Genomic DNA, 16647 nt, shown 5'->3' with positions numbered 1-16647 from the left:
GAGCAGAACCACCGATAGACGCATCACCTGTACAGGAGAACAACGATGAGCATCTCCACTAGCCTGCAACGAATTGTCGTCGCTTCGATCTTTCTGGTCTCTATATCCACCCTTTCTGCGCAGACCATAGTGCCATGGCTGACTCACTCTATGGACAACGCCCGCAGCGGTTGGAATTCTCACGAAACGCAGCTGACACAGGCCTCCGTCGGCACGAAGGGCATTGTGCGAAGCACCATCATTGCCTTGGGGGGAAATGACGCCCGCGGCATGGAAGCACAGCCACTGATCCTTCCACAGGTCACCACTCCACTCGGCGTGCGCGATGTCCTTGTACTTCCGTCAATGGCTAACGTCGTTCGCGGCGTCGACGCCCATGATGGCTCCGGCATCTGGCAAACTGTCCTGGGAACACCAATTACCGGCACCAAGGCCATCGACATGTGGCAGATCAACCAGTTCTGGGGTTGTTTGTCCACCGGCGTCATCGACCCAGACCTCAAGCGCCTCTACCAGGTCTGCTGGATCGTGCCCAACGCACAGGGCACGCCGCTGCCTCCAGCGCCCGCATCGACTGAGGCCAAAGTTGCGCGCTATTTCATGTTCGTCTTGAATGTCGGCGACGGCACACTGGTCGCCGATCCTGTCATGATCCAGGGCACAAGCAACGGCGCAGACTTCAACGCATTTCCTCGCAAGCAGCGCTCGTCTCTCGTCGAGACTGATGTAAACGGCGTCAAAACGGTTTTCGGCTGCTCCGGGACCATCAATGAAACCGATCCCGGAGCCGCAGGCTACTGCTTCGCTTTCGACGTCGCCACCAATAATGAGACAGCGCTCTTTGCCACAACTTCCGGCGCAGGTGCCGGAATTTGGATGGCCGGCCAGGGTGCTGCGGCCGACCCTGACGGCAACCTGTACGTCATTACAGGCAATGGCGATTTCGATGGGTCCGCCCAGTGGGCCGAATCGTTCCTGAAGCTCCGCTACATTCCGCCCTCCGGTCAGAACCAAGGCGGCATTCGCGTTGTGGACCACTGGACACCTTGGACCGACCTAGCCCGTAGCAGCGGCCAACCAGTTCCTCAGGGAAAGCTGGCGGGCGTCAGCGCTCCTAGTGAGCCGATGATGGCCATGAATCGGCCTGTTGGGGCCTCCATGAACATGTCCTTCAAAGGCGCAGTCACCAAAAGCGCCGTCGATGCGAAGGGCAATCTGGTTGTCCGTGTGTATCCCAAGATTCCTACTGGAGATTGGTCTGACGAAGACTGGGGCTCGGCAGGCCCAGCGTGTATTTTTTCCCTCGGCATCTGTATAGCCAGCGGCAAGGACGGCATCGCCTACCCAATCAAAACAGCTTCCATGGGCGGCACCACTCTGAAAGACCTGAAGAATCCGCCAGCCAACTGCACGAAACTGGCCGGGCCGCCTGTATGGCTCACCGTAGATCCTGGACCCGTGGATCCATGCCCGAAAGATCCTAGGACGCTCAACTTCTTCCCTTGGGGTGTCACCGCGCACATGCATATGACGCCGGTACAGTTCTTTGACCCGCTTCTGCAGGCATGGACCATCTTCGCCTGGGGTGAGAACTATCAGCTTCACAAGTGGAAAGTATCACTGAACGGTCAGCTCACCTATCTAGCTCAAGGGAACCAAGTCGCCAGCATCGAGACCCCGCACACCGCTACCCACCATGGAGGTATGACCGGTGGCTTCTGCTCTGGCTCCAGCAATGGATCCGATGCCGATTCTGCCATTCTCGTCTGCACAATCCCCTATAACGACGCCAACCAGGATAAGACCAACGGGCGCCTCTTAATCTACGATCCGATCCACCTGGCCGCCGATGGCTCCTTGAAGCTACTCTGGGATTCGCAGGCGCAGGGCATTCCGTTTCTTTTCAATAAGTTCAACCCGCCCATCATTGACGGCGGACAGATTTACGTCCCGAATTACAGCGGGGGCGTCGATCTTTACCGCCTGACACCTTAGCGGAACGCTGTGTAAGTTTGGAGAAGCCGACTTTTTATGAGCCGGTCAATGGTGTCAAGGATTGTTCTTTGTTTTTCCTTCATAGGATTTTTGCTTTGGTTGTTGTTCTTGGTATCGTTGCTCTCCACCGCGTTTCTATCCGCACTTCGGATGAGCTGTCTTCATGCAAGCTCGGTGCCCGTTCGGGGGCGAGAGGAGAGTCGATGCTGCCATTTATCGGCAGCCTCGAAGGCCAAACCGGATCGCAGTCATCGGAACACGGTGTCGTCGCAACAGGTGAACATGTTGATCACTCAAGCAGCTAGTTCGTAGAACGGCATATACGTAGCTTGGGTCCTCCAGAGATGATGAGCATCACCGCAAGCTTGCGGGCAACGGCAACGACGGCCTTACTTCTGGCCTGCTTGTCACCTCGGGCGGCTAGGCGCAGGCTCCACTGTCGTAAGACCGAGTCTCGTCCGTGCGGTCGAAGAAAGCGATTGGAGCACTCGATCAGCAGACTTCGGAGATAGGCGTTACCGGCGTGGGTGATGCCGAAGTGCGGGTCATCATCTCCAGACTGACTTCAACGCGGTCGCAGGCCCAGATAGCACCCGACGTCGGCGACTTCGTCCGAACCTCTCTTTACTTCCGAGCGTCAAACGAAGGTTAGGGCGGTCTCTGGATACTCGGTTCGGCCGAGCTGTTGGATCTGCCGGGCGTACAGCTTGCTCTTTACTGTCATCTCCGCGATCTGCTGAAGCACCGGACCGAGCGCCTGTGCCAGTGCAGGCGGCATAACGGCCAGGCTACGCTGGGCCAAGCACGTTGTGGCGGAGGTAGGCGTACGGGAGCCGCACGACTTCGTCAGACCACGAACGGCATTCAACGAAGCGGTAGCAGTCGCACCAGCAGCGCTCGCGCACGGATCAGAGTTAGCGCCTGCTGTTGCTCTCGACGGTACGATGGGCGATCGGACCAAGGACGTTCGGATCAAGTCGGGCATATGCTGCCAGCTTCTCAGCATCGGCCTGATCGCTCTTCCGGTCACTGTGTGAGATCGCCCGCAACTCGCGGACGTTTGCCACGATGACTTCGTGACCTAGTTCCTGCAACTATGCGCTGATCCAGATCGAGTGTGTTCCAGCCTCCATCGCAACCCGCGATGGAACCACGTCGGTGAACCACTTTTCGATGGCGTGGGGATAGTTCTTAAGCGGCCACGGTCGACCACTTCTCCGTCCTGGTTGAGGGTGCAGTAATGACTCCAGACGTCGCTAAGGTCGATGCCGATCGTGATCTCAACCTTGGCCTGTCTGCGTGGGACTTCAGCGAAGAGGTGCTGCGCTGGCTTATTCATGGGAACAGTCTGCTCCTCCTTTGGAGGACCTGCTCATCGAATTTATCGGTAAGAATCTGGATGCTACTGCGCAGTGCTTGCCACGCTACACAGAAGCATCCACATGTGGAAGCAGCGATCTGCTCCTAGCGTTCTTGTGCGGCCATCCATCCATCGTTGTACTTGCGAAAGAACGTATCGTAATCGCCTCGCTCTGCAAAACGCATCGGCTTCGATCGTTCTGAAACGATTTCCGCTGCTGCCGGTTGGTCGCGCAGCAACTGGATCGTCTCGGCGATGTAGTCCTTCAGCGGCATCGCTTTGGGGTTCATCCCACGATCCCCCTGCAAATCCGTTTGCACCCACGGAGGAATGATCTCAACGACCTCAATGGAAGAATCTTTGAGCTGATAACGAAGCGACTGCGTATAAGAATGCATCGCCGCTTTGCTTGCGCAATACGACGGCATCCTGGCCGCAGGCAGCATCGCCAGAGCCGACGATACATTCAGAATGGCGCTGTACGGCTGAGCGAGCAATTGCTGCATCAGTGCTGCCGTCAGCCGCATAGGCCCAAGCAGGTTTGTATTGATCATCGCTTCAGCATCAGCCACGTCACCAGAGGTGAGGTCTTCGACCTTCTGGATTCCCGCGTTGTTGACCAGCACATTTAGGTTGGGAAAACGCGTACGGACCTTAGTTGCGAGTTCTTCGGTGCTGGCCGGAGCATCTTGATCAAACAGCAGGTACTCCATGCCGGCATTTGCCGATGCGACTGCCTGCAAGACGCCCTCGCGCCGCCCGGCGATGATCACACGATTGTCAAGACGGTGAAATGCCTCGGCAAGGCCCCGCCCGATGCCGGAGCCTCCGCCGGTGATGAGTACGGTGTTCCCTGAAATCTTCATGATGTTCCTTTCTGTATAACTCTCAGGCTGAGACAGCGTCCCGGTCATAGTTGCGTGCGTAGGCATTCTCCACACCTGCGAGGATCTCGACGATCGAGAAGAAGCGGTCCCATAGCGGCGTCTCCCGCAACTCTTCGACGACCATCTCGTAGGCATGCCGCGATTTCGCTTCCCACATCCAAACGTCGGTGACGCGTGTGGAGAAAAACTCTGTATCGAAGATGCGGCAACGAACTTCGCCTTCGTATTTCTTGAGGATTGGTTTCATTCGTCCGTTGAAGTGATTGAAGCGTTCCGCGACCGGCATCCCGAGCCACTCCGGCATGGTCTTGACCAGCATGAAGACCGTAAGATCGTCGTGTGTCTGGTGCTGTGTGTTTTCATTGGAAGTCATTCTGTGTTCTCCTTGAAATGAGGATATGAGCATTTGCTCACAAAGGGTACTCGCGTTCTTATGACCAAAAAGCAAGCCGCTGCCGAAGCTCTAAAGCCAAGAAAGACGCCGCTGCAACAGCGTTCTGCGGAGACCGTCACTGTCCTCTTGGAAGCCGCTGCTCGCATTCTGGAGCAGCGTGGATTCGAGGGTTTCAACACAAATGCCATCGCCGAGCGTGCTGGCGTGAGCATCGGCTCGCTATATCAATATTTCCGCAGCAAGGATGCACTGCTAAGTGGGCTCATTGAGCGCGAAGTCGCTCCGCTACTTGCGGTCAGCGAAAACCTCGAACAACACTCCACCTTCCGTGCGGCGCTCAAGTCGTATATCGGCGCCTCGATCCGCCATCAGATGAAACGGCCAAAGCTGGCGCGGCTTATTGATGTCGCGGAGAAGCGCGAGGCCTTCAAGAGCCAGGTTTCCGGGACGACCTCGCGTCTGGAGGTCATGATGAAGAAAATGCTCTCACTACCCGACGCTCCGAAGGTGCCGAACCATGACGTCGCTGCGGCAGATCTGCTCGCACTGATGCGCGGTCTCATCGACGCGGCAGGCGAACGGGGAGAAGGCGAATCCAACGAATTGCTACAGAGAACCGAAGGCGCTGTCTGGGGATATCTGCGCTCGTATGCGAAGAAACCTTGTAAGGCGCTCCGAACATGAGTCGAATGGATAACTACCGATAAACGCAGTTTTCGCCAGTTATGATCTTGATGATCACTAAGTGGCCGAAGCACGTGTCAGGCCCCGGGGACTGGACGAGTGACTCGACCTGATCTCGCCAACCGAGGCTAATTCACTGATTCAAGCCACATGCTTCGCCTTGATATGGTGGAAGCATGGACATCTGTCGGACCGCCAAAGTTGCCCTGCTCGCAATCACCATCACTCCCACGAGCGGGCACTCACAGACAACGACCGCGAAGCTAAATCAACTCGCTGATCGCTTTGTGGATCAGCAACTTCGATACGATCCGACTCTCACTTATACGAGCGGTCTGCCAACCCACGATCACAGCCGCTTTGCCGACCGAAGCCCCAAGGCGCTCTCAGTGCACGACCAGGAAGAGCGCGAGGATCTCAAAGCGCTTCTCACCTTGCCAATCGCTAGGTTGGCTCAACCAGACCGTGCGACCTATTCAAATCTGCGTGAGCGCCTGGAGTCCGACCTCCAGCTCCGAGTATGCCGGACCGAACTTTGGAATGTGAACCACTTTGACGGCTGGCAGTCCGAGTTTGCTGAGGTAGCCGAAAGGCAGCCAGCAGGCTCTGCCGAAGAGCGGAAGCAGGCCCTACAGCGTTGGGGCAGCATACCCCAATATTTAGATGTGGAGATTGCCAATTTAAGGCTTGGGCTTACGCAGGGCTACTCCGCGCCGCAGTCGGTCGTGCGCAGAGTGATACAGCAAATGGATGCTCTGGCGGTTGCGGACCCGGAGCAATCGGTCTTCTACTCGCCTGCGAAACGCAGTGGAGATGCTGCCTTTCAGAACGCATTCCACCAGCTCATTCTGAACCAGATCAATCCAGCTTTGAAGTCTTACCGCGACTTTTTGCAGACGGAATACCTGCCAAAGGCGAGGGCGGGCGTTGCAATCTCCGATCTGCCTAATGGGGCTGCCTGCTACCAAGCGTTTCTTCGCTCCAGTACCACCCTGGAGCGAACGCCGAAGGAGATCTTCGACCTCGGTCAGAAGACGGTGCGCGAAAACGTAGCGGAGATTGAGAAGATCGGAGAGGCGAAGTATCAAAGCACAGACCTGCCGACCATCGTGGCAAAGATCAAAAGCAGTTCCGTGGAACACTTCCAATCGAAAGACGACCTTCTTGGGTTTTCGCAGCAGTTTCTTCAACGGGCGAAGGATGTGACCGCTAGCCAACTCATCACCCGGATGCCACAACAGGATGTTGTCATTCGGCCGCTCTCGGCCTTTGAAGAAGATGCAGGTGTTGGGTCTCGTTTTCAAGGACAGCCCGATCCCAGACAAGCGGCCGTTTTTCTGATCAGACTAGGTGACTGGCATACCGAGACGCGGTCCGACGCTGAAATCAACACGGTACATGAAGCAGTGCCCGGACACTATCTACAAAAGGCCTTGGCACGTGAACTACAGCCACCTACGCGCTTGTCGAAGCTGATCGATAATGACGCGTACACGGAGGGTTGGGCACGATATGCGGAGGCTATGGGCGAAGAGGCCAAGATTTACGATACAGAGGATGCCGACGTGATGCGCAGGTTGTGGCCGGCACGCGGCATGGTTGTCGATCCCGGCCTCCACGCGTTCCACTGGACACGGCAGCAGGCAGTGGACTACATAGTGTCTTCAGGCCACTTTTCTGCAGACGCGGCCAATGATTATGTTGACCGCATGGCGGTAATGCCCGGCCAGCTTACCTCCTACGATTCCGGCGGACTGGAGATCAAGGCCCTTCGTGCCGAGTCGCAGGAAAGGCTAGGGGCTCTCTTTGATCTGCGTCATTTTAATCAGGCAGTGCTGGAAGAGGGAGTTGTTCCTCTTGGAGAATTGCGTGCCCACCTCAAGGCTTGGATGGCCGACGAGCTGCTTCACAAATGATTGTGACGGGATCAGACTTGGACCTACCGGGAGACGTGTTGTAACCCCACTGGCAGTCATAAATGCACTTCTCGTCACTGAGTCGCTTAACGTTTCAGTTGATGCCAAACGCCGTTCTCGGAGTGACCTCAATGAGCGATAAATCGCCGGAGTCACTTATCGAGAAGGGGGGCGGACCCTCAGGCGCTCATGCTCTTTGTGGCATGTTTTGGTGCATGTCGCGTGTCGCAAGGTTCACGGCCACAGCACAGCAGCGGGTAACGAGTCCGGATCGATTGGTGCGCGGCCACGACGGTATTTTTTTGCAGCGGCACCGATGAGGATGCTGCCGTCTTCACGCTCAGTGATGGCGCACGAGAGGCCCGTGACATCCACCACCGCCGATGGACGCTCGATGGTCTCGCGTACCTTCACGCGTACCGGAGCTCTGTTCCGTGGTGAAATCCCATGAACGCAGGCATCCACCCTGAAGACGGCGGGTTGCGAGCGAATTCGCCACGAAAAGGTTACTGGAACCGTCCGGAACTGCAACTCGTGCTCGATCAAATCCGTAAAGAAGAAGTGCTGGTCGTCTGGAAGCTGGACCGGCTTTCGCGATCCCCGCGAGATGTGCTGACGATATCGAGTGAATCAGGGAAGCGAAGGCAGGCTTCCGTAGCCTCAAAGAGGCGATTGACCCTACGACGCCGGCAGGCCGAATGATGATGCAGATGATTGGCTCGTTCGCAGAACCCGAGCGAGCCATGCTTCGAGAATGCCTCCGCCGCTTTTGAGCGGTCCTTCAGCAAATGCTCGAAATGCGATGTGCCGTTCTGCGTCTCTTCTTTCGGCATGATAGACGTCGGCCATCTAACGGCACCGGTTCCAGATCGTCTCCGGTCGGAAACTGGCGCCGATCTGGTGCCAGGTATCCCCGCCGACCAGATTGTCTAAGGGCGTAACCACCATACGGCTTCCATGGCATTCGAGGATTACCATCCCGTCCCTATAGAGACCATTGGGATCGCGTTAGTTTTGCTCAGGCGACCCGTAAATGGTATCCACGCTTGACCTCTGCTCCTGGAACCTCTTCGTTCCTCGAAACGGCCGCTTTGATTGCGGTGGTGTCGGGGACCTTTCCTTCGATCGCCCTCACGAACGCGAACGCCAATTCCTCTGGCAGGAATGAAAGAACCGTTTCCCACATCGTGCCGTCGACGTTGAGATGAATGCGCTGGCAGGCGAGAGGGACCAAGGACTCGTCGGTAATTCTTACAGAGTCCTGAGAGTTAGCCTGTATCCGGAATGTGTACTGATGCCCCTCCAGCCTGGGCAGGCCGCGTTTCATAAGCAGGTACATCACCATAGATTTGGTCCGTTTCACGCTGCCCTCGGCAGCGCGTGCACGGTCCAAAAGCCGGGCGGCTTCCTGTCGACAGCACCGCTCTCTGAACTCCATCATGCGAACGAAGTGGCCTATTTTGTCAGCCTTTTGTTCATAAGCGCTGCAGAACGACTCAAAGCGTTCCATCAGTTGTGCCGGAAGTTCCTCGTTGGCCACATTGAGCGCTTGAACTTCCTCAATAATTTCCTCGAGTTCAGTGTCGATCTCGAGAAGCGAAAGCTTGTCTGGTAAAGCTGTCATAAGTCTTCCTAGTCGCAGGATGGACATTGCAACAATGCGTTCTGTTAAGCGGCAGTTATGAGTTGTTGCAACACGGCTCTGGCTTCGGGTCTCGTTTCTCTGAGGCTAGTCTCTCTACATGTCGATCTGGGACTCTTCCATATCTATCCATTGTTCTTCCTATTCTCGGTAAACTCGGTGTCAGATGCGATTCCGGAACAGCCAGAAGAGCTCCATCGTGGTCCCCAGCTGACGTGTTGGCTAAAGAGCACGATGGAGCCCTTTACAGCGAAGTGCATCAAGCTGCCGCGTCAAGATTGTCGGTATGCTCTCTTTGCGAGTCGATCTCGCTGAGGATTTCGTCCTCGTCTTCCGCGCCAGCGGTATGGAGGGCCTTGCTTGTTTCGGCAGCGGGCCCTGGCATCAACGCAGGCGAGAGATCGAACAGGCTTGGGCTGCGCGAGGCCGCAAGCTTCGGAGTCGCGACGGGCTTCAACTCTTCGGCAGACGGCATTCCGCTAGTCGCGGGAGGATCCTTCTTGCCGGGATTGGCGTTGTTCTTCGATCTCGCGCGTGCCTCTTCCTGGGCAGTCTTTGCCGCCGCGTCCATCTGCGCTCTTGCGCTCGCGAGGGTATTGTTCAACTGCAGGTGTGCGGCCACATAATCGGTCAGCGTTTGGGGCAACTCGGTATCGAGTTCCTCGGCGGTCCCGGTCACGCTCAGAGGTGTTGTGAGCGCTTCATTCTCTCCGTCCTTCAGCTTCTTCGGGACTACGTTGACGCGTATCTGATCGTGTTCGAGATGGGTCACAGTGAGCAGTACAGCACGATGGCGCAGATAGGGAGCAAGTTCACGGAACATGGAATCCTCCATAAAACATCAGGTTTTCGGCACAGGATTGTCCCATGCGCAGGTGAATCGGTCTGCCAGGGCCGAGTCTCTCTCGTATGCCTCAGGATCGTTCTCTCTCATCCAGAGGTAACGGTAGACCTGGGTCATAGCGTTTTGCATGGGGACCTTCATCTCGGCGTCGTTGATGCGAGAGTATGCCGAGTTGTCTGCGCAATGAGTGCAAAGCTTTCCGGTATGAAGGTCTTCGAGGGGGCCGTTTCGAAATGCAAACAGGGCAATTGTTTCGGCATCTCGTGCGATACGGGGATCAGTTAATGTCATTGAGGCGATACTCCTATCGCCTCAACGATAACGCCGCGAGGTTCCGCAACGAGTGAATTAGGTAGGACGCGAGGTAGGTCTTCGTCTCCGCCCACGCTTCCACATGTCGGGATCGATCGGAAGTGAGCTCATCTGCCCGGTACGGGCGTTGAAGAATCCGCCGTGATACGTCAGCGAACCATATCGGAACAGTTGGGCGAGCATCGCGAGCGCACTCGAAGCGAGTGTTTGATTGATGAAGGGTTCTTGGCGATCGAGGGCTTCGACAGCGGAGCAACTGGGCAAGGGACTCTCACCGGCTTCAACGTCCACGATCTCGGGATAGAGCTCACTTACGGTGCGCAGTCGCTCTGCCTTTCTTCGATTGCGCTGATTGAGCGGCTGTCCCAACACATACTGTCCGCTCGCCGCATTGTTACCGAGATCGAGCCAATAGCAGCACCGGCTCAGACCTCGGTGAAATGCAGCATCGATTGCCCTCCTGCCGGCCCTGGAGTCAACGCAGCCGATTACCACATCGAACGGCCGATCGTGAACGCGATCCAGGGAACACTCATGGAAGTGGTTGGGGACAGCCGACCAGCGCGTTCCCCAAAAGAGATTGATTCGGTTGATCAATATGGTTGCTTTGTTTTGTCCGACGTCGGAGACCGAGAAGGGCTGCCTGACGCAGTTGGTAGGTGAAACTGTATCGGCGTCCATCAGGCTCACGTTCAAACCGAAGGAATGTCCCCAGGCACGCATTGCCTGATCAAGATAGGGCAGTCCCATGACGATGGAACTGCCAGTGCCCCCAGCGCCCACCACGAGAATCCGGATAGGACGCTTACCAAGCAGATCGGGCGGAATCTGGTGTGCAACACGCATGATCTCCTCACTTCTGCGCAAAGCGGCGCTGTTCGAGTGGGAACAGAAGAAGTCCTTACTTTTACGAGGCTGAAGGCGGACCTTTGAAGTTCACTCGGAGTCGCGAGGCTGTGCTCTCAACAGAGAGAACGCCCTCTTGCAGAAAGGGCAACACAAACTGGTCCATGGTGGCCTTGCCCGGCTGCAACAACTCTCTCGTGAGGGTTTCCAGAAATTCCGTCTTGTCCATCGCTTCCCACTGGATGTGAAAGCCCGCCCGCCGGGACAGCTCAGCAAAGATGGTGAGGATGGTTCTGCCATTGCCTTCAAGAAAAGGATGAGCATGGGCAAGATAGCCAAACACTTCCCCCGGATGGCCGCGCAGGTAGTTCCTATCTTGTCCCAGATGGAGAGCGTGTTCTGCGGCCCGCTGCACGTCGGCTGGATGAGCAAATAGTGTCTTGTACCCAGCCTTGACGATCGCGATTGTGGGCGCCGTGGTAGACCGATCCTGACCTGCCCAGGGATAGACCGATTGAAACAAATTTTGGTGTGCTGTTGTGACGTGTTCGTAAGTGATCGATGGAGCCTTGCGAAGAGATCGAACGACGTGCACGATCTCTTGTTCGAAAGCCGCCGTCTCAACATGGCCAATGAGATTGAGGTCCTTTTCCTGATAGTGGTTGCGTAGGTAACCCGCAGTGTCGTAGTCCCCAAACGGATCGAGGACGAGAAGTTCCATCTATCGGAGGTAATGGATCTGGAGGAGACCTCTTTGGAAAGAGGAGATGACACCGGCCCGGCCCAGCGCCACCAGCAACTCCTCGATTGGATCGAGATCCACCACGCCGTCAGAAAGGCGGGAGACTGCCTTGACGAACTTGTCGTTTGGAAGACGGCGGACCGAGACCCCGCGCTCACGTGCAGTCGATTGTGCCCATTCAGCGATGTCGCGCCGGCTGCGAGTTGCAACCTGGCGGATTTGCTGGTCCGAAAATTTTGGAGTCCTGCGTGAAGGCTTCGCGACCAGTACTCCGGTAGATGCGATCATCGGTTCTCTCCTCGTTACATTCTATCAATTCTGCCTCAGTTTCTCCTAGAAGAATTTCATTCCATCTGGAGAAAGTAGCCGACGTAAACTGAAGAAAACAGGCATCTTGTTCGGACTCTGCATCTCTCGCTCTTCGTAGAATCCGCACATTGCAGAGCAGGAGTTCCGATCACTTGCCGCGGACGAACTGCGCCAATGTCTCCGGCAACTCAATCAGGCACTTCGTTGGGAATGGTTTACGCTTTCCGGCAAGTTCGTTCCACATGGCCGCGAAGCCCCCGGCATGTTTCGTGAGCCGGGCTACGTTGCCATGGGTGAATGCGCTTTCGTAGAAGCCTTCCTCCCAATCGATAATGGCAGCCACAGAAGCAGACTCCGGACAACGCATTGATCCAAGACAAACCTGCCCGCTATGCGAAACGTTCCAGAAGGGAGCGAATGCAAGCTTGGTGATTGCGGCCGGCCGCCTGTTCTCCATGAGGGCGCGAACCGCCAGTGTTCCGCGTGATGCCCGCCAGACGAGAGGCGGCTGGGGAAATGTCTTCCCGTTCAACTCGGTGGCTTTGTCCTGCGTATTCCCATAGAACATCTGGCGCTCGCGCCGCGGAGTCCACCAGACGAGCGTCTGGTCTCCCGTTGCAAGGACATGTGCCGGCAGAACCTCTAAGTCGCAGTTCCGCCTGAGGGACCGGAGCAGCGAATCGACGAAGTTCATGGTGAGCGGTTGTGCAGGCCCTAGCGTAGGGGTTGCCCCATCATTTCGCAAAACGCCATGTTGGGTGACGAAGCTCTTCTGAACGCTCTTGTAGATCAGTAGTGCCTCATGCAGTTCGAACCGATGAGTCTGACCGATCGAGAGGTGTACTTCCATGATCTTTCTCCCACTGGGTGAGTTCTTCAGCGAGTTCAAACAACTCCTGATTGAAGAGAAGGAACCGCGTTACGGAACGAATCGCGTTACGGACTTCGGTCGGGTTCTTTGGATCGAAGAACACTAGCAATGCGGGCTCGGAGGAGCCCTCAAGCATCTGCTGTCCCTCTTCATCGAAGCATGCGGTGATTGCGTCTCGTTCCTCAAACGCCACCAGCAGCGATGGAAGCGGCGGTGAATCGTAATTGAAGGTGTCGAGGTACTCTCTCTGCGGTCCTACGTTCAGCCGTGCGAGCCTCTGCATGCGCCTCAGGTGCAACAACCAGCTCTTGTGTTTGCTCTTTTGCGCCTGATGCAGGCGGCATCGGGCGTTCTGTCTTCGCCCTCGATATTCCGCCTTCAGATCTCGGCGGATGCACTCCGGTAAAGCCTTCTCGACCTCGGGAAACTCATACTGCTGGTCGGCATCCTCCTCGCCTTCGGCCATCTCTCGCATTCCTTCCTCATACTGAAGGGCGTCTTCGTGGTCATAAATGCGCATCAGTCGGTAGCAGGAGTAGATGAACTCCCAGTAGAAGGCCGCGCCCAACCCTTCGGACTCTTTCTCGAGCGCCTCGATAGCCGGCCCGATCTTGAGGTAGCCGCATCCGCTGCACTCAATCGTTACCGCCAGACGTCCACCGGGGAGCGGTTGGGGATCGCCATAGGACTCAACGGAACCGCTGATCGCAAGATGAAACTCAACGTTCCTTTTGAATAGATTCCATCGCTCCTCGCCGATCCTTCGCATGATGGAGTTCTGTGCGAAGACAAGGCACTTCTTGCCGCACTCCTTCCAGCTCTCGACGGTCCCAAATCCCTCCCTCACCAGCCCCGCGCATAGCTCGTAGAGGAGCGTGGCTCCCTCTTCGTGGTTGTACTCGAGCGCGGCTCCGTCAAGGGTGGGAAGGGTGTGGAGACAGGGCGGTGCCAGCGTGGCTAGGCCAACGGCACCAGCAGCTCCGAGGGTGGCTGGAGCCTCTGGCCTCCGCGTTCGGCGTACTGAGGAATGGCGTCGACGAGGATCTTCGCTAGCTCGACTGACTCTTTGCATTTGAGGTGCCTCACCAGTAGCTCGGTGCCTTGCGTAGGTGGTGCCCAGATCATCTCAGCGAAGACCTTCAGAAGGTCTTCCGAGGTTCGGACAGGAGATGCCATGACTTAGCCTTTCTCGCCGATGGCTCGGACAAACTTGTAGCGCAGAGCGTTGCCAACATCCTCCGGCCCTTGAACCGAGGCAGTCGCTATCTCTGGAAACCGCGGCGTAAGCAGATCGCGCACCTGATCGACAGAAAGGTGGGGGCCAGGATCAGGAATACGGATACCGTTGTAGTAGAACTCGCGCAAGAGAACTTCGGTCTTAAGAGCAGGCATTACTTGAGCTCCTTGGATTGGATTGATTGGTTTGAGGTCCGGGACAGACGGATGTAGGCTCGTATCGGAGGATGTCACGATGAAAACGGAAAAGAAGACCGGGCTAAAAGGCAGCCTGATCGTAGCTGGTGTGTGCACGTTGATGCTCTGTGCCTGGAATAAGCAGTTCGGTCCAGTCGTCGGCTTGCTGTTTTATTCCTTTGTGCGTCACGGGGTCCAGGCCACGTTGCCGGACCACCGCTCGTTCGCACTGTTGGTGCTTTTCTTTGCGCTCTATGGCTGGAAGCAGATGATCCGCTCACTGCAGAAGGACGCCTGGCAGCGCTGCAAGGACCTTCTCAGCGATACCTTCGTCCCGCCCCTGGCGTAGTCCATTGCCAGAGTCAAGCTTGCGGCGTAGCTCTCAGCGAGAAAAACCCGGATAGATGAAGGCAGAACGGATCGCGTCTACGTCGCGCTGAGAAGCGCCGCTGGCGAGCACAGTGTCTTCCCAGGTCTTGGTGACCTGTACTTTCATGTCTGCGATGATCTTCTCCGCCTCCTCGCAATCGAGAAGAAAGCGTGCGTGCTGGGAGAGGATGTTGTTCGCATTTGCGAATCGCCCATCATCACCGCATTTCATCGCCAGATCTCGACGGTCCTGGCTGACCTGGGGTGCCGGGGTGAGATCGTAAGCCGGAGACAGCATCCAACTGCGCTTTGGAGCGATCAGCGCATGATTCCGTGGATGATCGTCGATGTTGGAGATGAGTGCATTGAAGACGATGCGGCGAAACAGCTCGCGCGCATCTCCCTTCGGGTCCGAGACGACCCGCCGCATCTCTTCGACCAGGAGAATGTAGGACCAGCGGTCGCGCGCCGTCACTGCATCGTCGGCGCGAAGGACGGTGAGGCTGCTGATCATCCGGCTGCGTGTATATGCGGTACCCGCGCGCGCGCGGTCAAACCGTTTCACGAGCAGAACATCTTTGCCGCCGACTCGCTCGATGCGACTTTCTGCGGCGCTGATGCCGCACTGCCGCGCCAGCCGCAGCATCGCATCTTCGACCCGTTCTGAATTCCAGCGGTCATCTGGCCGCGCAAACTTCGCGATCCACAGCAGGCCCTGGTCCTGGATGACAGCCTTGGGGCGCGCGCCACCCATCGAGGTGCCCAGCAGGAGAAGGTCTTGCACCTGCGGAGCGTTCGGATCATTGGGGATGTCGTCCCGCACTAGTGCCTCGGCGGTTTCCTGCAGACGAGCGAGGTCGAGCGTCTGATTGAATCTGCGGCGCGGCGCCGGGGGGGTGATCTTCTCTCCAAAGCTCAGTGCTCCGGCTCGGTCGTCAGGAGACTCGAGCAGGTAGTCGAGTTCTCCAAGCTGGGTGATCCCGGCATGCTTCTCGATGACACGGCGTCCCCAGTAGTCGGGTCCGGCGTCACGAATCGCCCCGAAGACTCCATTCAAACGGACGGTCTCGTAGGTCTCATTGGACAGTTTGAGCTCGACGGGATCAATCTCGACTGCGTCCGGGTTGGCCAAATAAGAGCGGCCATAGACAAAACGTCCGATGGGGTCGCCGGTGGGAGTCTGCTCAAGGACGAACCTGCCAGCCGTGATCGCCGCCCGCGCGCCGGGCAGGGTGACATAGACAAAGCATTCTGTCGAGTGTCTAGAAGTCATTGTTCAGTCCTCGCGCACGATGTGCGCGCGTGGGTTCGCGGCGACTGGCTAGAATCAGCCCCTGCTCGTCTTTCTGTGGGTTGGCAAGATCCTCAAATGGTGTGAGGAGGTCATAAAGCCAAAGGAGAGCGGCGTATACCGCTACGTCGATATTGGGCTTTCCGCGCTCCGCATCCGTCACCAGCCGGGGACCGGTGCCGATCTTTGCAGCCGCTTCCTCAATGGTTATGCCGCGCCGCAGCCGAGCAGTACGAAGGTTGACGCCGACTTTGCGGAGAGCCTGCTCAACCGGGTAAGGCTGAGTCTCACGTAATAAATTTGTCCGCATTTTCCTCCATCATTAGCGGATAAACTCAAATAAACCGCTATGTTCAGCATATATGATTGTCTAGGCTGTGCGGTTATCAATCCTCTCTCTTTAGAGGATTAACGACATATATGCGCTAAAGACAGATATCAACAGGCCGGCATTAAAGGCCCCATTGGGATTCGAAGTTCGTTATAAGATCAACAAAAAAAGGTAGATAATCCCCAGCAGGCTTGCCCAGGCGACACCGGGATGACTTCCTGATTCAACGAATCTAAGTTGCAGATCGCCCTAGTTGAAGATCGCCCTATATACGTGCATCGTTCCCGCAGGCACGTTCTTGCCAAGCCTTACCAGCGCGCGACGATTGGGGTAGGTCGGCAGTCGTGCATCTTGCCGCGGTGTTTCCGAACTCGGAATGAAGATGAGGTCTGACAGGCAAGTTAGAATGCACGAGAACCCCGATCGCTGGTGCGAAAGGTC

20 protein-coding genes and 1 pseudogene are annotated in these 16647 nt (G+C 56.7%); 6 read left to right on the top strand and 15 right to left on the bottom strand.

Annotation, left to right across the window (positions count from 1 at the left end):
• Positions 1-45: 45 nt before the first annotated feature.
• Together GRAN_RS24550 and GRAN_RS24545 are read left to right on the top strand one after the other, a co-directional pair.
• Positions 46-1995 carry a hypothetical protein gene (locus tag GRAN_RS24550; protein WP_128915716.1) on the top strand — a complete coding sequence of 650 codons (1950 nt, stop codon included), beginning with the start codon at positions 46-48 and terminating at the stop codon, positions 1993-1995.
• A gap of 17 nt (positions 1996-2012) precedes the next feature.
• Positions 2013-2300, top strand: a complete 288-nt coding sequence (locus GRAN_RS24545; RefSeq protein ID WP_128915715.1) for a hypothetical protein — start codon at positions 2013-2015, stop codon at positions 2298-2300.
• Positions 2301-2632: 332 nt separating this feature from the next.
• Here GRAN_RS24545 and GRAN_RS25675 read toward each other — a convergent pair whose 3' ends face one another.
• From GRAN_RS25675 to GRAN_RS24530, 4 genes are all read right to left on the bottom strand, one after another.
• Positions 2633-2773 carry a hypothetical protein gene (locus GRAN_RS25675; protein WP_161571161.1) on the bottom strand — a complete coding sequence of 47 codons (141 nt, stop codon included), beginning with the start codon at positions 2771-2773 and terminating at the stop codon, positions 2633-2635.
• Between the two features lie 136 nt (positions 2774-2909).
• Positions 2910-3089 (bottom strand): hypothetical protein, encoded by a 180-nt coding sequence (locus GRAN_RS24540; protein ID WP_128915714.1) that lies wholly within the window; start codon positions 3087-3089, stop codon positions 2910-2912.
• 370 nt (positions 3090-3459) lie between these two features.
• Complete coding sequence (locus GRAN_RS24535; protein ID WP_128915713.1) at positions 3460-4221, bottom strand: SDR family oxidoreductase; 762 nt, start codon at positions 4219-4221, stop codon at positions 3460-3462.
• Between the two features lie 22 nt (positions 4222-4243).
• Positions 4244-4615: a darcynin family protein gene (locus GRAN_RS24530; protein WP_128915712.1), complete on the bottom strand. Its 372-nt coding sequence runs from the start codon at positions 4613-4615 to the stop codon at positions 4244-4246.
• 147 nt (positions 4616-4762) lie between these two features.
• Here GRAN_RS24530 and GRAN_RS24525 point away from each other — a divergent pair, with 147 nt between their 5' ends.
• Both GRAN_RS24525 and GRAN_RS24520 read left to right on the top strand, forming a co-directional pair.
• The gene (locus GRAN_RS24525; RefSeq protein ID WP_206662847.1) at positions 4763-5320 is read left to right on the top strand and encodes a TetR/AcrR family transcriptional regulator; all 558 of its coding nucleotides are present in this window, start codon (positions 4763-4765) and stop codon (positions 5318-5320) included.
• Between the two features lie 176 nt (positions 5321-5496).
• Positions 5497-7236 (top strand): DUF885 domain-containing protein, encoded by a 1740-nt coding sequence (locus GRAN_RS24520; RefSeq protein WP_128915710.1) that lies wholly within the window; start codon positions 5497-5499, stop codon positions 7234-7236.
• Between the two features lie 234 nt (positions 7237-7470).
• On the opposite strand, the gene GRAN_RS24515 is transcribed toward GRAN_RS24520, so the two are convergent.
• Positions 7471-7650: a hypothetical protein gene (locus GRAN_RS24515; RefSeq protein ID WP_128915709.1), complete on the bottom strand. Its 180-nt coding sequence runs from the start codon at positions 7648-7650 to the stop codon at positions 7471-7473.
• Between the two features lie 33 nt (positions 7651-7683).
• On the opposite strand from GRAN_RS24515, the pseudogene GRAN_RS27210 reads away from it, so the two are divergent.
• Positions 7684-8009: pseudogene (locus GRAN_RS27210) on the top strand (recombinase family protein).
• A 245-nt stretch (positions 8010-8254) separates the two neighbouring features.
• Here the strand turns inward: GRAN_RS27210 and GRAN_RS24505 are convergent.
• The 8 genes from GRAN_RS24505 to GRAN_RS24470 form a co-directional block, all read right to left on the bottom strand.
• Positions 8255-8860, bottom strand: a complete 606-nt coding sequence (locus tag GRAN_RS24505) for a siphovirus Gp157 family protein (protein WP_161571160.1) — start codon at positions 8858-8860, stop codon at positions 8255-8257.
• A gap of 277 nt (positions 8861-9137) precedes the next feature.
• Positions 9138-9701: a PRTRC system protein E gene (locus GRAN_RS24500; protein WP_161571159.1), complete on the bottom strand. Its 564-nt coding sequence runs from the start codon at positions 9699-9701 to the stop codon at positions 9138-9140.
• A gap of 369 nt (positions 9702-10070) precedes the next feature.
• Positions 10071-10880 carry a PRTRC system ThiF family protein gene (locus tag GRAN_RS24495; RefSeq protein WP_128915706.1) on the bottom strand — a complete coding sequence of 270 codons (810 nt, stop codon included), beginning with the start codon at positions 10878-10880 and terminating at the stop codon, positions 10071-10073.
• 61 nt (positions 10881-10941) lie between these two features.
• Positions 10942-11601 carry a Fic/DOC family protein gene (locus GRAN_RS24490; RefSeq protein ID WP_128915705.1) on the bottom strand — a complete coding sequence of 220 codons (660 nt, stop codon included), beginning with the start codon at positions 11599-11601 and terminating at the stop codon, positions 10942-10944.
• The gene (locus GRAN_RS24485) at positions 11602-11910 is read right to left on the bottom strand and encodes a hypothetical protein (protein ID WP_114210131.1); all 309 of its coding nucleotides are present in this window, start codon (positions 11908-11910) and stop codon (positions 11602-11604) included.
• Between the two features lie 169 nt (positions 11911-12079).
• On the bottom strand, positions 12080-12781 hold the full coding sequence (locus GRAN_RS24480; protein WP_128915704.1) for a PRTRC system protein B: 702 nt from the start codon (positions 12779-12781) through the stop codon (positions 12080-12082).
• Entirely contained in the window at positions 12732-13874 is a 1143-nt protein-coding gene (locus GRAN_RS24475; protein WP_128915703.1) for a hypothetical protein, read from the bottom strand. The genes GRAN_RS24480 and GRAN_RS24475 overlap by 50 nt, the downstream gene beginning before the upstream one ends.
• 107 nt (positions 13875-13981) lie before the next feature.
• Positions 13982-14194: a PRTRC system protein C gene (locus GRAN_RS24470; RefSeq protein ID WP_128915702.1), complete on the bottom strand. Its 213-nt coding sequence runs from the start codon at positions 14192-14194 to the stop codon at positions 13982-13984.
• A gap of 79 nt (positions 14195-14273) precedes the next feature.
• Between GRAN_RS24470 and GRAN_RS24465 the strand changes: the two genes are divergently transcribed.
• Positions 14274-14564 (top strand): hypothetical protein, encoded by a 291-nt coding sequence (locus tag GRAN_RS24465; protein WP_128915701.1) that lies wholly within the window; start codon positions 14274-14276, stop codon positions 14562-14564.
• 33 nt (positions 14565-14597) lie between these two features.
• Here the strand turns inward: GRAN_RS24465 and GRAN_RS24460 are convergent, their stop codons facing one another.
• Both GRAN_RS24460 and GRAN_RS24455 read right to left on the bottom strand, forming a co-directional pair.
• The gene (locus GRAN_RS24460; protein ID WP_128915700.1) at positions 14598-15857 is read right to left on the bottom strand and encodes a type II toxin-antitoxin system HipA family toxin; all 1260 of its coding nucleotides are present in this window, start codon (positions 15855-15857) and stop codon (positions 14598-14600) included.
• A complete protein-coding gene (locus tag GRAN_RS24455) occupies positions 15847-16185 on the bottom strand; it encodes a helix-turn-helix domain-containing protein (protein ID WP_128915699.1) in 339 nt (112 codons plus the stop codon). Before GRAN_RS24455 ends, GRAN_RS24460 begins: the two co-directional genes overlap by 11 nt.
• Between the last annotated feature and the right edge of the window lie 462 nt (positions 16186-16647).

Origin of the sequence: Granulicella sibirica, assembly GCF_004115155.1 — a bacterium.
Classification (GTDB): domain Bacteria; phylum Acidobacteriota; class Terriglobia; order Terriglobales; family Acidobacteriaceae; genus Edaphobacter; species Edaphobacter sibiricus.
This window is presented reverse-complemented; position numbering and strand designations above follow the sequence as displayed.